11 protein-coding genes are annotated in these 16,000 nt (G+C 61.7%); 5 read left to right on the forward strand and 6 right to left on the reverse strand.

The features are described 5' to 3' along the window. Nucleotides 1-709: helix-turn-helix transcriptional regulator (locus tag H7995_RS26455; RefSeq protein WP_185819172.1), on the forward strand; the 709-nt coding region annotated here is incomplete at its 5' end. Nucleotides 710-782: 73 nt separating this feature from the next. Here H7995_RS26455 and H7995_RS26460 read toward each other — a convergent pair. From H7995_RS26460 to H7995_RS26485, 6 genes are all read right to left on the reverse strand, one after another. Further along, a complete protein-coding gene (locus H7995_RS26460) occupies nucleotides 783-3,116 on the reverse strand; it encodes an arylsulfatase (protein ID WP_185819173.1) in 2,334 nt (777 codons plus the stop codon). A 34-nt stretch (nucleotides 3,117-3,150) separates the two neighbouring features. Then, the gene (locus H7995_RS26465; protein ID WP_166591231.1) at nucleotides 3,151-5,511 is read right to left on the reverse strand and encodes an arylsulfatase; all 2,361 of its coding nucleotides are present in this window, start codon (nucleotides 5,509-5,511) and stop codon (nucleotides 3,151-3,153) included. 101 nt (nucleotides 5,512-5,612) lie between these two features. Further along, nucleotides 5,613-7,082 (reverse strand): arylsulfatase B, encoded by a 1,470-nt coding sequence (locus tag H7995_RS26470; RefSeq protein WP_198422816.1) that lies wholly within the window; start codon nucleotides 7,080-7,082, stop codon nucleotides 5,613-5,615. A 101-nt stretch (nucleotides 7,083-7,183) separates the two neighbouring features. Continuing rightward, nucleotides 7,184-7,423, reverse strand: a complete 240-nt coding sequence (locus H7995_RS26475) for a hypothetical protein (protein WP_166591232.1) — start codon at nucleotides 7,421-7,423, stop codon at nucleotides 7,184-7,186. Nucleotides 7,424-7,448: 25 nt separating this feature from the next. After that, nucleotides 7,449-7,592 (reverse strand): hypothetical protein, encoded by a 144-nt coding sequence (locus H7995_RS26480; RefSeq protein WP_182344421.1) that lies wholly within the window; start codon nucleotides 7,590-7,592, stop codon nucleotides 7,449-7,451. Between the two features lie 249 nt (nucleotides 7,593-7,841). Then, nucleotides 7,842-10,163, reverse strand: coding sequence for a tetratricopeptide repeat protein (locus H7995_RS26485; RefSeq protein WP_185819174.1), 2,322 nt, complete (start codon nucleotides 10,161-10,163; stop codon nucleotides 7,842-7,844). Nucleotides 10,164-10,512: 349 nt separating this feature from the next. Between H7995_RS26485 and H7995_RS26490 the strand changes: the two genes are divergently transcribed. From H7995_RS26490 to H7995_RS28680, 4 genes are all read left to right on the forward strand, one after another. Then, nucleotides 10,513-12,411, forward strand: coding sequence for a DUF1302 domain-containing protein (locus tag H7995_RS26490; protein ID WP_166593130.1), 1,899 nt, complete (start codon nucleotides 10,513-10,515; stop codon nucleotides 12,409-12,411). A gap of 17 nt (nucleotides 12,412-12,428) precedes the next feature. Next, nucleotides 12,429-13,778: a DUF1329 domain-containing protein gene (locus H7995_RS26495; protein ID WP_185819175.1), complete on the forward strand. Its 1,350-nt coding sequence runs from the start codon at nucleotides 12,429-12,431 to the stop codon at nucleotides 13,776-13,778. 264 nt (nucleotides 13,779-14,042) lie between these two features. Then, complete coding sequence (locus H7995_RS26500; RefSeq protein ID WP_198422815.1) at nucleotides 14,043-15,551, forward strand: DUF1254 domain-containing protein; 1,509 nt, start codon at nucleotides 14,043-14,045, stop codon at nucleotides 15,549-15,551. A gap of 129 nt (nucleotides 15,552-15,680) precedes the next feature. Then, complete coding sequence (locus tag H7995_RS28680; protein WP_256669967.1) at nucleotides 15,681-15,812, forward strand: hypothetical protein; 132 nt, start codon at nucleotides 15,681-15,683, stop codon at nucleotides 15,810-15,812. Nucleotides 15,813-16,000: the final 188 nt, after the last annotated feature.

The following is a 16,000-nucleotide window of genomic DNA, read 5'->3' on the forward strand; positions in this document are numbered from 1 at the left end:
CTTCCATGTGCACTCTGGCGCCGCACAAGTGCGACTTGAGGAACAAAGCGAGCACACCATCATTTCCTACACCATTACCGACCCGACGATCTTCGGTTCCCGGCACGGTGCAGAACTGGCGTTGGGGATCGGCATGCCGTTGATGCGCACCCTGTTGGGCAAGCGCTGGCAACCGTCGGCAGCGCTGCTGCAGCATGCCCCGGTTGCCGAGCCCGGGCAGTACCGGCGCCTGATTGGCCTGATCCCGAGCTTTAATGCCCCCTGCAATGGCTGGATGTTCGAGACCTCACTGCTCGATACCACCCTGCACGCCGCCGACCCGGCACTGCATCGCCTGATCCAGCAACACCTCGACAACATCGCGCAGAAGGCCGTCCAACAGTTGCCGGAGCTGGTGCAACAACTAATCCGCAGCTTTATGCCCGACGGCCGCGCGACCATCGAACAGATTGCCAGCCATATGAATATCAGCACCCGCACGCTGCAGCGCCAACTGGAAGATGAAGGCACCACCTTCCAGGACCTGCTGTCCTCCACCCGCCAGGCCATGGCCAGCCGCTACCTGCTGGATTCAAACATCAGCATCTCGCAACTGGCGGACCTGCTCGGCTACAGCGACCAAAGTGCTTTTTCCCGTGCCTTCCAGCGCTGGCACGGACAAAGCCCGCGGGAGTGGCGCAAACAGCAAACCACGGATGACTTGGTCTGATACCGCGCCGTAGAACGCACAAAGGCGGCAACGGGTTGCCCCGTGCCGCCTTTGGGATATTGCTCAGCGCTTTTTAGAGCAGCTTGAACTGCACCGGCTGCATGCTGCCGTTGAAGCGGAACGGGCCGTGGTAGTCCTCGGTCACCGCCGAGCCCAGATCGGCACCAATGTCCAGGGTTTCGGTGGCGGAGAAACGCCCCGGTACCACATTGGCAAACGTGCCCTTGACCACTGGCTTGCCGTTCACCAGCAACCGAGCACTACCGCCGCCAGCCCACTGTTTGACTTCCTGGGTGTATTCGAACACCACCTCGACCTCTCCGACCGGGAGTGGCGCGGCGCTGCGCAATACATCGCTCTTCTTGCCGAAGAAGTTGTTCACGTACAGCAGATGCCCATCCTTGACGTACAGGCTCCACCCCCCGGCGCTGCCGCCCTGGGCCGCGATCACGCCCTCGACACCGCCAGCCGGTATGTTGATTGTGGTGCTGATGCGGTGCGAACGCATCTTGGTGTTCGGCGCGCTGCCCTCGGGAATCCGCACGGTGCCCGGACGGAAGCTGAAGTCGGTGCGACCGCGCACCAGCGACGGCCGGGTCTGATCCATGCCACGCTCGACAAAGCGATCATCCAGTGGGTAAACCTGATTGGCCTTGGCCTGCTGGTCGAACAGCGCTTGCAGCGCCTTGAGCTTCTCCGGGTGTCTGGCCGCTAGATCATTGGCTTGGGAGAAGTCTTCGTTGAGGTTGTACAGCTCCCACTGATCGTTCTCGAAGTCACCCTTGCGATTGAGCATATCCCAGGGCTGACTGTGCTTGACCGAGGCCATCCAGCCATCGGAGTAGATGGCGCGACTGCCATACATCTCGAAATACTGGGTGCGGTGCTGGTCGGCAGCCTTGGCATCATTCAGGCTGTAAAGCAGGCTGGTGCCAGCCAGTGGCGTTTGCTTGGCACCGGACACTTCTTCCGGCATCGGGATACCGACCGCCTCATAGATAGTTGGCGCGATATCAGTCACATGACTGAATTGGCTGCGCAAGCCGCCCTCGGCTTCGATCCGCTTGGGCCAGGAAATCACCATGCCATTGCGGATACCCCCCAGGTGCGAAGCCACTTGCTTCATCCACTGGAACGGTGTGTTGATCGCCCAGGCCCACGGCACGGCGAAGTGGTCTTCGTGTTTGGGTCCGCCCAGTTCGTCAAGCACAGCCAACTGCGCGGCCACGCTGTCGGGGATACCGTTCTGGGTAGCCATGTTGTTCAGCGTGCCGGTCATGCTGCCTTCGGCGGAACCGCCGTTGTCGCCGGTGATGTAGATCACCAGGGTGTTATCGCCACGCGGCATTTCGCGCACAGCGTTGAGCAGGCGACCAGTCTCGTGATCGGTGTGCTCAAGAAAACCGGCGTAGACCTCCATTTGCCTGGCAAACAACTTCTTCTCGTCGGCGCTCAGCGAGTCCCAAGCCGGCAGCTCGGCCGGACGCGGGGTCAGCTTGGCATCGGCGGGAATCACACCGAGTTTTTTCTGCCGGGCGAACGCTTGCTCGCGATAGGCATCCCAGCCTTTATCGAAGCGGCCCTTGTACTTGTCGATGTAGGACTGCGGCGCGTGGTGCGGCGCGTGTGCAGCACCCGGTGCCCAATAGACGAACCAGGGTTTGTTCGGTGCGATCGAGTCGCGGGTGTGCACCCAATTGATGGCCCGGTCGGTGATATCGCTGGTCAGGTGGTAACCCTGCTCAGGCGTGGTGGCCGGCTCGACGGCTTCGGTGTTCTGGTATAGCTGTGGCTCGTACTGGCTGACCTCGCCCCCGAGGAAGCCATAGAAATACTCGAAGCCCTTGCCCGTCGGCCAGCGATCGAACGGCCCGGCCGGGCTGGTTTCCCAATCCGGTGTGTTGTGCCATTTGCCGAACATCGCGGTGTTGTAACCGTGATTCTTCAGCACTTCGCTGATGGTCACGCTTTCCGCGCCCCACATGCTGTTATAGCCCGGGTAGCCGATGGCCAACTCGGTGATCATGCCACTGCCGACTTGATGGTGGTTGCGCCCGGTAAGCAGGGCGGAACGCGTCGGCGAGCACAGGGCTGTGGTGTGGAAGCGGTTGTAGCGCAGGCCATTGTCGGCCAAGCGATCCAGCGCCGGGGTATCGACCATGCCGCCAAAGGTCGACATCGCGCCGAAGCCGACGTCATCGAGCAGAATCACCAGCACGTTAGGGGCACCTTCCGGTGCCTTGAGCTGCACCGGAAAGTCCGGTTTCGAGTCTTTGTAGGTGGTGCCGATTTCACCCTTGAATGCCGCAGGCGGCAGCGGTAAGACGCGCCCTTCAGTGTTTGTCGTGGCCAGCGCCTGACCCACTGGTAGCGCCAGAGCCAGCAGGCTGGCGTGGAAGAACCTCATCGATACTCTCCTTGTCATGGTCATGGGGCCGGGCTCATTGAAGGCTGAACTTGACTTGATCAATGGTTGCATTGAACGGGAAATTGCCTTCATAGCGGTCCGATCCCGGCGTGCCGGTGTCCATGCCAATGTCCAGCGTCTCGTCCGCCGAGAAGCCCAGCGGCACGATGCGTTCGATGCGTTTTTCCGCCACCGGCTCACCGTTGACCAGCAACCGCGCCTGCCCCCCCTTGCCGATACCGCCACCGTCGTAGGTGAACTCATAGCGCAGCTTGACTGGCCCCTGCGGCAACGGCCGGGTGCCTTCCAGCGTGGTGTACTCGCTGCCGAAGTAGTTGTAGGTGTAGAACGGTTTCCCATCCTTGATGAACAGCGAGAAGCCGCCGTAGTAGCCACCGGCTGTGGCGATCACGCCCTGCACGTTGCCTGGCTTGTCCAGCTTCAGATCGGCCTCGATGCTGAACGAGCGGTTGAACGTGTTGCGGATCAGGTCTTCGGGAATCCGCACCGCGCCCGCGCGCAGGGTGAATTCCTGGCGCGTACCGAGAATACTCGGACGCGCGTTGATCACGCGCGCGGCACCGCGGTCGTCCAGCGGGTAAACATTATTGGCCTGCGCTTGCTGCTCGAATATTGCCTGCAGCGCCTTGAGTTTGTCAGGGTACTGCGCGGCCAGATCATTGGCCTGGCTGAAGTCGCGGTCGAGGTTGTACAGCTCCCATTTATCCTCGGTGAACGCAGGCACGCCCGGCTGGTTCTTGCTGTAGGCACGGTTGTGACTGGTGGCAGCCATCCAACCATCGTGGTACAGCCCGCGTGTGCCATACAGCTCGAAGTATTGAGTCTTGCGCCGCTCGGCGGCCTTAGCGTCATTCAGGCTGTAGAGCATAGAAATACCGTCCACTGGCTTTTGCGCGACGCCGTTGACTTTCTCCGGCGCAGGTAAGCCCGCCGCTTCGAGAATGGTCGGCAACACATCGGTGACATGGTGGAACTGAGTGCGCAGCTCGCCATGCTGTTTCAGCTTCGCCGGCCAACTGATCACCATCGGGTTGCGCGTGCCGCCAAAGTGCGAGGCCCACGCCTTGGTGTACTTGAACGGTGTGCCCATGGCCCAGGCGAAACCCACCGGGTACTCGTTGTTGGCTTTCGGCCCGCCGATTTCGTCCAGTCGTGACAGCACGACTTTTTCGTCCTCCGCCACGCCGTTGAGGAACGTCATTTCGTTGAACACGCCCTGCAATCCACCCGCCGGCGCAGCGCCGTTATCGCCAACGATGTAGATGAACAGGGTGTTATCCCACACACCCTGATCCTTGAAGCCCTGCTCCAGGCGGCCGATTTCATAGTCGGTGTGGGCGAGGAAGCCGGCATAGACCTCCATCAATCGCGCGGCAATTTTCTTGCGCTCCGGCGTCAGCGAATCCCAGGCAGGAATCGACGGATCCCGCGCAGTCAGTTCGGCGTCGGCGGGAATCACCCCGAGTCGCTTCTGCCGCTCGAAGGTTTCCTCGCGCAGTTTGTCCCAGCCCTGGTCGAACTTGCCCTTGTAGGGCTCGACCCACTCGCTGGGAGCCTGATGCGGGGCATGGGTGGCACCAGGGGCGAAATACATGAAGAACGGCTTGCCCGGCGCCATGGCCTGCTGGGTGCTGGTCCATTGCAGGGCGTGATCGACGAGGTCGGTGGTCAGGTGGTAGTTCTCGGCATGCTCGGGGCGTTCGGTCGGCGTAGTGCCGTGGAACAGACCGGGGAAATACTGGTGCGCCTCGCCGCCGAGAAAGCCGTAGAACTCTTCAAAGCCCATGCCGGTCGGCCAGCGGTCAAAAGGCCCGGCGGCACTGGTTTCCCACACGGGTGTGTTGTGCCATTTGCCGAACATGGCGGTGTTGTAGCCGTTGCCTTTGAGCACTTCGGCGACGGTCGCGCTGTCCTTGCCGATCACGCTGTTGTAGCCGCTGAAGCCGGTGGCGAACTCGGTGATGTTACCCGCGCCGACATTGTGATGATTGCGCCCGGTGAGCAGCGCCGCACGGGTTGGAGAGCACAAGGCGGTGGTGTGGAAACGGGTGTAGCTCACGCCCTCGCCCGCCAGCTTGTCCAGCGCCGGGGTGGCGATCGCGCCGCCAAAGGTCGAACTGGCACTGAAACCGACGTCGTCGAGCAAAACCACTACCACGTTCGGCGCACCGGCTGGCGCGGTGACGGGGATGATCTTGGGCATTTGCGAGGTTTGCACGGTCGGGCCGACCTTGCCGCCCTCCACACGCACCTCCAACGGCAGAATGCGCCGATCCGGCTCTTCGGCCAGCGCCACGCTGCTCGCCAATAGACTGGCCAGCGCACCAACGCACCAACCGGTTGTGCGGAACACGCTACTTACCTTCACCTGCATGAGTGTTTCTCCAAATAGCCCGCTGGGTGGGTTAGCCACAGGCGTAACCCAGCCTCCGGCAGGCCGTCAGGCCTGCATGACAATGTTTGTGGGATGGGGGCTTAAAGGCCCTGCAAGGCTTTCATGAATTGGGCATCTGCCTGCTCGGCAGCGCCGTTGTCTTCGCTCTCGAACAGCGCTTTACCCTGGTACTTCAGGTAACGGCCCTGAGAGACGAGAAACTTCGACGGTAGCTGCTGACGACCATAATCATTCAGTTTCGCCAGTAACCGGGTAACGACCTCTGGATGCTCGGCCGCCAGGTCATGCTTCTCCTGCGGGTCGGCTTCCAGGTCAAAGAGTTGGCTGCGGGCCGGCAGCAGCGCGCTGTGCAGCAGCTTCCACTTGCCTTCGCGCAACGCGCCACGATAAGCCTCGGCATTGAGCAGCAGTTCCTGATGGGGGGATGGGGCCTGTTCGGTGAGGCTGGCCCATATGTCCTTGCCATCCAGCGGCTTGCTGCCTTCGACCTTGCCACCCGCCAGGTGCACCAGCGTTGGAAACCAGTCGATCATGTGCAGCGGCTGGTTAACCATCTGCCCCGCCGGGATGTGCCCGGGCCAGTTGACGATGGCCGGTACCCGCACCGCACCTTCATAGAGGCTGCCCTTGCCTCCCCGATACGGCAGGTTGCTGGCCGGAGGGTGTGCAACCTTGGTTTTGCCAGCACCGGAGGCCATGTCTGCAGATAGCGCGCCACCATTGTCGCTGGCGAAGACCACCAAGGTGTTCTCGCGCATGCCCTTCTTCTCCAGGGCCGTGAGTACCCTGGCAACGGCATCGTCCACCGCCGTTATCATCCCTGCGTAAGTGCGGCGGGTCGGGTCCTGGATACCGGGGTAGCGATCTTCATATTCCTTGGGGGCCTGGTACGGCGCATGCGGAGCGAGGAACGGCATGTACAGAAACAGCGGCTGCGCCGGATCATGCGCGTCGATCAGGCGCTCGGCCTCCGCCGCCAGTTGCAGGGTGTGGTAGCCCTCTTCCTTGACCGGCTGGCCATCGCGCTGCCAGTCGATGACACCCCCTCTTTCCTTACTGAAGTAGTCCACCTCGCCCATCAGGTTGCCATAGCTGTGGTCAAAGCCGCGCTGGTTCGGCCAGAAGCCTGTCTTGTAGTGACCAAGGTGCCACTTGCCAACGATTGCAGTCTTGTAGCCGGCCTCTTTCAGCGCTTGCGGCAAGGTGCGTTCATCCAACGGCAGCCCATAGCTGTGCCCTGGAAATATCACCAGGGTCTGCAATCCATGGCGTATCGGGTAACGCCCCGTCATTAGCGCTGCACGGGCGGGCGTGCACACTTGCTGGGCATAGAAGGATTCAAGCCGGGTGCCCTGCCGGGCCAGGGAGTCGATCGCGGGTGTCTGGATATCGCTGCCGCGGTAACCCAGATCGGCATTGCCCAGGTCATCGGCGAGAAAGAACACGATGTTGGGTTTCGACTGTTCAGCCACCGCCACACTGGCCGTCAGCAGACTGGCCAGCGCACCAACGCCCAAGCCCATCATGCGAATCAAGGTATTTACCTGCATCGGTGTTTCTCCAAATAGTCCAAAAGGCCGGTAGCCGCAGGCGTCACCCTGCGACCGGTCGTTACACCGGCCACGGCGAGGCCTTGGGGGATCTAGGGCGATCAGCCCAGCCACGCGATTTCGATGCGCTGGAATTCGACACCGACGCGTAACGCCACCTGATCGTCAGGAGGGAGCGCCGCGCCTTCATTACGCCCGCCTCGCCCACCATTACCGGTCAGCATCGAGTCGTCGTTGAGGGTCGCGTGAATGCCCTTGCGCTGCGCGACCTGTGCGCCATCGACCAGCAGGGCAGCGTCGCCGTTGAAACAAGGCGGCTTGGGCTGGTTACGCGTGGGCATGGGTCAATCGCGCCTGCTTCGCGTATCAATGTTGACCGAAGATGGCGTCGAAACTGGGGACAGGGCCGTACGTGGTTTTGGGGGGGGCGGGGTTCTGCAAGGAACCGGTCAATAGCAACAGGGCGGCAATCAAAATGGGGCAGGCCAGAATGAGCACGTAGCGTGTCATCGCAATTCTCCTCCGCCACGCTGCAACCCGTGGCGATTTGTCAGGCTTGTTTTTATTAATCTGGAGGCAATGTGCCCCAGTTGCCCGGAAGAAAATTGTCATTCGGCGCCAATTGTCCAACCGTTGGCGTCAACCCAATACCTTTTATCCAGTCTGAGGGCCAACGCGCGAAAGCACGCCGCCCCTGGTCACTGGATAACTGTGCGCCCGGCGCCAGGCATTGAGCGGCGCCGTGATCCATCCCGGCTGCTAACGCACGCCCAATTGCTGCTTGAGCGGCGCCAGGCGCGGGTCGCCTGGCGCTGCCTTCTCCAGGCGCCGCAGGTACGACAGCGCCTGCTCGCGCTGACCGCCCGAGCCATGCAGGTAAATCAGCGCGTAAAACAGGTCGGGGTCCTGCGGCGATTGCGCCAGGCCGGCTTCCAACGCGACCTGCGCGGCTTCGCGGCGCTTCATCTGCAACAGGAGCAAGCCCTGGTTGTAGCGGATTCGCGAGTTGTCGGGCAAGGCCACGGCGGCCTGCTCCATCCACTGCAGACCTTCCTCGGCCTGGCCACGTTCGACCAGCAACAGCGCCAACATGTAGGCCAGATTGCCGTGATCGCTGGCCGGCATCTCTTTGAGCGCCACCCCTTCGCGCAGGACCTGCTCGGCTTCATCCTGACGCAGGATGCCGTTAGCCAGCGTTACCAGATTGACCCGCGCCGGAGAGAAGTACGGGTCAAGCTTGAGTGCCTGGCGGTACTGCTCCAGCGCGTCCAACTGCTGGCCCTTGCGCTCCAGCAGCACGGCCAGGTTGAGGCGGTTGCCGGGCAGATCGGCATTGCTGCGCAGACGCCGTTCATAATCCTCGAGGGCCGCCGTGAATCCTGCTCGGCGCTCTTCGGGCAAGGCCAGCAGGGGAATGCTCGCCAGCGCCCGCAATGCCTCATCGCGCACCGCCCGCTGTGGGTCATCCAGCAGTGGCAGCAAATGTTTGACCCGCTCCACTGGCGCGAGCCCGGTAAAGGCCGGAATCGCGTAAGCACGCACCACCGGGTTCTGGTCCTTGAGCGCCTGGGTCAAGCTCGGTATCGCCGGCTCGCCCAACGCTACCAACTGTTCGGCGGCCGTGGCACGGACGATCGCCGGCTTACCCAGGTCGCCAATCAGTGCCGTCAGTTGCGCCAGCGTACCGGCACTGCCCTGACGCGCAGCATGCAGCGTTTCGCCGTAGTGCGGCGGGCGTTGCGGTTTACCAAACCAATCTTCGATTGTCTTGGCCGCCCACGCCGGTTCTTGATCTTTGTGGCAGGCGGTGCAGGCATCCGGACTGCCAGTCTTGGTATCCAGGTCCGGCCGTGGCAGACGGAAGCTGTGATCACGGCGCGGGTCGACGACCATGTAGGTCTGCGCCGGCATGTGGCAATTGACGCACTGCGCGCCAGCCGAACCGGGCTGGTGACGATGGTGCTCGGGACTGTCGTAGTTCTTCGCCTGCAAGCTGGGGAAACGCACTGGTGGCGTTTCGGTGTGGCACTGCTGACAAAGACCGTTGCCTGCAATCTTGACCTTGGTGGTATGCGGATCGTGGCAGTCGGTGCAGGTCACCCCGGCGGCGGACATCTTGCTTTGGGTGAAAGAGCCGTAGACGTAGACCTCGCCCTGGATCTGCCCATCCGCGTGATACAGCTCTGGACGCAAGGTGGCCGGCAGCACCGCATCGAGCAGCGGCTTGCCCGGTTGCTGGCCGACACCCAGGCTTTGCCGGCGGCTGTGGCAATAGCCGCATTGCTCGACCTGGCCCTGGCTGCCAAGGGTTTTGAAATCCACGGGCAAGCCCACATCCTTGGCCGAGGCGGAGGTATTTGCCGGCGCGTACGCAGCGCTATCCTGGGGTTTGCTCTTGGCTTGTTCGGCCCACTCGACGTGCTTCTGCGCCGGACCATGGCACCCCTGACAGCCGACGTTCGGCTCATGCCAGGTGGTGGCAAAGCTGTCGGTTTTATCGTCGTAGTTTTTCAACAGATTGCTCGAATGGCAATCGGCGCACATGGCGTTCCAATTCTGATAGCGCCCGGTCCAGTGCAACGGATCGTTCGGGGTAAATCGCTGGCCGGGGTAGAGCGAGAACCAGCGCTGCCCGCCTTCGGCCTTGGGTCGTGTGTCCCAGGCGATGGTCAGGCTCTGCAGGCGGCCACCAGGGAATTCCACCAGGTACTGCTGCAGCGGCTTATAGCCGAAGGTGTAGCTGATGGCGAAATCGGTCGGTTTGCCGTCCGCACCTTCAGTGTTGACGAAAAATTTGTCGCCGCGACGGAAGAACCTCGCCTTGACGCCGGCGTCCTCGAAACGTGCGCCCTTGAAGTTACCCAGCACGTTGGCCGGCGTCGCCTCGCGCATCGCCCAGTCGTGATCGGAGTTTTTCCAATCCTTGGCCTGCTCGGCATGGCAGCCCTGACAGCTGCCAGCGGCGGCATAGCCCGCAGGGTTTTTTGCCAGGTGCGGCGACACGGATTCCTGGGCCTGCAGCGGGAGGTTGAACAACACAATGGAGCACAGCCCCAGGATCAGGTTCTTGGCGGTCGACACGCAGCGTTCCTCAGTACCAGGATTATTTTTATTAGTTGTGGATTGCCCGCCTGGGAGCAATCGACATTCGACGACCGCGTTGAACAGTCGGACTTAGAGCAGCGGCAGCATAAAGCGACGCACGCCGAAAAACTTGTCCTTAGATGTCAACCTACTGCTCATTCACGCCACCCCTCAGCAATCATCCCGCCCGAACCTCTGTCGCCAACTGCCAAATCATTGGCATCAAACATCCAGAATCCCCCACCGAATTGACCTATCTATAGACCCCTCGGAGCGCGGCCAATCGGCCACCCGAGCAATGCCGGCAATTAGCCCCCCCAATAACAAAAAATCTGGAGGCAGTCGCGTGACTTCACTCGCGAGTAGCAGCACTCACCGTCGTAGCTGGCTGAGCCTCACGGCCCTGAGCTTGACCCCATTGGCTTACGCCATCTCCCTGCACGCCCAGGCCAGCGAATTTGAATGGGGCGAAGTCAGTGGGCGCGCCAACGGCAGTGTTAGCGTTGGTGCCATCTTGAGCGCGGAAAAACCGGACAGTGCCTACGTCTACCAACGCAATGCCAATAGCATCGGTTACGGCGCACCCGGCCAGTTCAACCCAAGCGGTGGCCGTAACCTGGATGACGGGCGCCTGAACTTCCGCAAGCGCAACCTGGTGTCCTCGCCGGTCACCTTGCTTGGCGAAGTCGAGTTCAAGTACCAGAACTACGGCGCCTTTCTTCGCGCAAAAGCCTGGTACGACTACACCCTGAACAACCGCGAGGTAGACTTCGGTCACTCGGCCAATGGCTACCAACCCAACAGCAAGCTGGATGACAGCCACTTCGACGAACTGGCCAAGTTCCAGGGTGTGGCGTTGCTGGATGCTTACGTGTTTGGCGACTTCACCGTCGCCGAGCGACCGCTGAATGCGCGCCTGGGTAACCAAGTGGTCAACTGGGGCGAAGGCCTGTTCCTGCAGAACGGTATCAATGCCGCCAACCCGGTCGACATCGCCGCCCTGCGCCGCCCGGGCTCGCAACTCAAGGAAGCCCTGCTGCCAGTGCCCATGCTGTACGGCAACTATGGCCTGACTGATGCCCTGAGCATGGAGGCGTTCTACCAGTTGCAATGGCGCCAGTCGGTACTCGAAGGCTGCGGCACCTACTTTTCGGCCAACGACTTCATTACCCAAGGCTGCTACGGCGTCCCCCAAGGCCCCATTGCGGCCGGCCTGGACGACCCCGATGCCTATGCCACCGGGCAAATCATCCAGCGCGCCAACGACAAGGAAGCGTCCGACAGCGGTCAATTCGGTCTGGCGCTGCGCTACTTCGCCGACAGCATCGGCACCGAGTTCGGCGCCTACGCGATGAATATTCACTCGCGCATGCCCTACGCCAGCATTATCACTGACCGCTACGGTCCGACGGGTGCCGGCTGGCGTCCACCTACGCCGGTCAACGGCAATGGTGTGAACAACGCCCGCTACTTCGCCGAGTTCCCTGAGGATATCCGCATCTTTGGGCTGAGCTTCTCCAGCAATATTGCCGGCACCTCGGTGTTTGGTGAGTACAGCTTTCGGCCCAATCAGCCGGTGCAACTGGCGACGGGCGACCTGATTCCAGCCTTTGCCGGCAATCCCGGCGTCATTGGCGGCGTCATCGGGGGGGATCTGACCCTCGGCCAGGATGCGATCAATGCCGCACCTGGCTCCACGTACGACGGCTACGACCGCCTCAAGGTCTCGCAACTGTCGCTGGGCTTGATCAAGTCCTTCCCACAGGTGCTCGGTGCCGACAGCCTGAACCTGATCGGCGAAGCCGGCATGAAGTACATGCATGACCTTCCTGGCCAGTCGGAGCGCCGCTACAACAAAGTCGACGTTTATGGCAGCGACCTGGCCAACGGCAACGTGAAAGGCTGCACTGGCGGCGTGCCCACCGAGAAGTACCGCAAATACGCCTGCAGCAAGGACGGTTTCACCTCGGACTTCTCCTGGGGCTACCGCCTCCGCGCACAGCTGAACTACCCGGGCGTATTTGCCGGGGTCAACATCTCGCCATTCGCCACCTTCGGCCAAGACGTCAAGGGCTGGTCCTACGACAGCAACTTCGTCGAAGGCCGCCTGCTCGGCTCGCTCGGCGTGCGCGCCGACTACCTGCAGAACTACTCGGCGGAAGTGTCCTGGGCCAGCACCGGCAACACCCCATTCGCCCCCACTGACAAAGACTTCATCGCAGCCAGTCTGCGCATGGGTTTCTAACTTGACGAGGCAAGATCATGCATAAGAATCTGCTTTCTGCCGCCATTCTCGGCGGCCTCCTGAGCCTGGTAAGCGGCAGTGCCCTGGCCAAGCTGGACGCTGCTGAAATAGCCCGGCTGGGTCAGGACCTGACCCCAGTCGGTGCGGAAAAAGCCGGCAATGCCAGCGGCACCATCCCGGCCTGGACCGGCGGCTTGACCACCCCACCCGCTGGATACGACGCCAGCAAGGGCTATGTCGATCCGTTCGCCAGCGAACAGCCGCTGTACACCGTGACCAAGGCCAACATGGCGCAGTACGCCGACCAGCTGACGGTTGGTCACAAGGCCATGCTGGCAAAATACCCCAGCTACAAAATGAACATCTACCCAAGCCACCGTACCGCCGCCCTGCCAGCGGCGGAGTACGCGCAGATCGCCAAGGAAGCCGCCACCGTCGAGCTGGCCGACGGCGGCAACGGCATGCTTAATTACGGAAAAACCAGCGTACCGTTCCCGATCCCCAAGCAGGGCCTGGAAGCCATCTACAACCACTTCGTGCGTTACCGCGACGGTGGCTACACCACCTATCCGACCGAGATGGTGGTGCAGAGCAACGGCAACTTCACCCCAGTACGCCGTGAGCAGACAGCCGTCATGGCTTCGGCCATGGGCAACCCGGAACCGAACCGCCTGTACTACTTCCTGGGCAAGGTCGTCTCGCCGGAAAGTGTGGCCGGCAACCAGACCCTGGTACACGAACCCATCGACCAGACCAGGGAACCGCGCCTGGCATGGTCGTACAACCCGGGTCAGCGTCGTGTACTGCGCGCCCCCGAGGTGTCCTACGATTCACCGCAAGTGACCTCTGATGGCCTGCGCACCCAGGATCAGTTCGACCTCTACAGTGGTGCGCCGAACAAGTACAACTGGAAACTCGTGGGCAAGAAAGAAATGCTGGTGCCCTACAATGACTACAAGCTGGCGGCTCGTACGCTCAAGTACAAAGACATCATCCAGCCCAACCACCTCAACCAGGATCTGGTGCGCTACGAGCCACACCGCGTCTGGGTCGTCGAGGCCACGTTGAAACCGGGCGAGCGCCACATCTACGCCAAGCGTGTGTTCTACATCGACGAGGACAGCTGGAACATCCTCGCCGCCGACCTCTACGACGGCCGCGGCGAACTGTGGCGCACCCAGGAAGCCCACAGCATGCAACGTTACGATGTGCTCTCGGCGATCCACACCAGCGAGGTCAACTATGACCTGCAGGCCAACCGCTACATCGTCTACGGCCTGGACAACGAGGAAAAGGCCACCAAGTTCGGCGTCAAAGCCGAACTGAAAGATTTCAGCCCGGCCGCCCTGCGTCGCAGCGGCCGCTAACACCGTCACAACTCCATGTGAACCTTTGGGGTGGCCAGCGCAAGCTGAGCCACCCCCTTTTTTACCTGCGCGCCCCGCTCGCCCATGGCTGCGAACGGCACGCTGCCTGGCATTCATTGTCAACTATCTGGCGTAAGAGGCCCTTAAGGCCTGTGCCTGCGGCGCCATACTGTCCCCTCATGCGGTGGCTGCTGCCCGTTGCCAGCGCAACAACAATAACGAGCCAATAAGGCGGCACGTCTTGACGCCGCACCAGGAGAAACGATGGGCAAATTACCCGACAGCATGGCCAGGAAACTCAACCTTCAACGCATGCTCCCGCACCTCGCCCTGGCCCTGATAGTCACAGCCGGGTTGTTGCCAGCCCACAGTATCGAGGCGGCAGACAAGCGCACTCCGGCACCGGAACTGGGCCAGATGACAGGCCCCGAGGCCAGCGCATTCTACCTGGGGGCCAATGCCATCATCTGGGGCTACCCGAGCATCCTCTTTGAAGACCTGATGCGCCAGCGCACCTCGCCAGACATTATCAAGCTGGGCAACCCACAATCTGCCGTCAACCAGTTTGGCCTGATGCGTCAGCTACGCGGGCCGGAATACAAACAGATTGCCACTCCCAACAACGACACGCTGTTCGCCCAGGCATTTTGTGATGTCAGTCGCGAGCCGTTGGTGCTGTCCGTTCCGGCGGTAGCCGCCAACCGTTACTACACCTTCCAATTGTGGGACCCCAACGGCGACACCTTTGCTTATGTTGGCAGCCGAACGACCGGCCGCGCCGCCGGCCACTACGCACTGGTCGCACCGGGCTGGCAGGGCGAGTTGCCGGCCAACGTCAAGCGCATCGACAGCCCGTCCGACAGCCTGGTGGTCTGGGGTCGCATTGGCGTCGACGGTCCCAAGGATCTGAAGAATGCCCTGGAGATTGAAGATCAACTGCGCCTCACGCCGCTGAGTCAATTCGGCCAATCCGAGCAGCAGGTCGCGCCAGACCTCGATTTTTCCAGGCAGCGGGTAGCCTTCGAACTGCCAAAGGATCTTCCGGAAGGCCTCGAGCTCTACGCCAAACTGGCGCACGCCCTGCAGTTCACCCCACCCAAACCCGGCCAGGACGCCGTTGTCGCGGCCAGCCTGGAACAGATCGGCTTCAAGAACGGCAACCGGGTTTTCGATTACCACTCGCTCACGCCGAGCCAGCGCACGGGGCTGATAAAAGGTGCGCAATTTGCCCTGCACCTGATGGACGTAAGCGCCCAGTCCGGCGGAGCAGACGTCAAGAAAATCAATGGCTGGCGCTGGAGCGCGAAGTCCGGCGTGATGGGTAGTGATTACCTGTTCCGCGCCGCCTTCGCCAAGTGGTACACCGGCGGCAATGCGCCCGAAGAGGCCGTTTACATGGACGCGCGCCAGGACGAGCAAGGGCAAGCGTTTAACGGCAAGGGCAACTACGTTCTGCATTTCGACAAGGGTCAGCTACCGCCAGCCAAGGCCTTCTGGTCGGTGTCGATGTACAACCTCGCGGATGGCTCCTTTGTCGAGAACCCGATCAACCGCTATTCGTTCGGCAACCGCACCGAAGCCATCGTGACCAACGACGACGGTTCCCTGGATATCTATCTGCAGCACCAGGTCCCCAGTGACCCCAAGCAAAGAGCCAACTGGCTGCCCGCGCCCGCGGAGGGTTTCTACCTGATCATGCGCATCTACAATCCGGACGAGCGCTTGCAAAGCGGCCGCTGGGCCCCACCGCCCGTCAAACAGCGGAGCCAATAGGACCGAGGATGCGGCCTGCTTGATGAATTCGCCGCACTGGCTGAGTCGCCGGCGCGGCGATTTCATTGATGTTTGCCCTGCACACCGGCAGGCCGCATGCAGACGCCAAGCCTGCCCCTGGAGACGTCGATGACATCACCCATCGACCGGCCGGACGAGAACGTCCTGGCCCTGCCCGCGCTTGCGCTCAATGGGTTTGCCGACTGGCGCCGATTAGCAAAACTCTGGCATGAAACATCCAGCAGCCCAGCCATTCCTTGATTAATACTCGGGCACTTCTGTCGGTCGCCTGGCCTTGTGTACTCCTGCAAGCGTCCGCAGCTCTCGATCCAGCACACCCCCGATAATAATAAACAGGAGGGCTTGCATGTACCGCGCCCCAGCTTTCAGTGCCTTTGGCAAACGTCCACCCCGCAGGCCTGCACCGTCTCGGCAGCAGCCCTCCCTGG

The sequence above is a fragment of the Pseudomonas kielensis genome, from assembly GCF_014236655.1.
Taxonomy (GTDB): domain Bacteria; phylum Pseudomonadota; class Gammaproteobacteria; order Pseudomonadales; family Pseudomonadaceae; genus Aquipseudomonas; species Aquipseudomonas kielensis.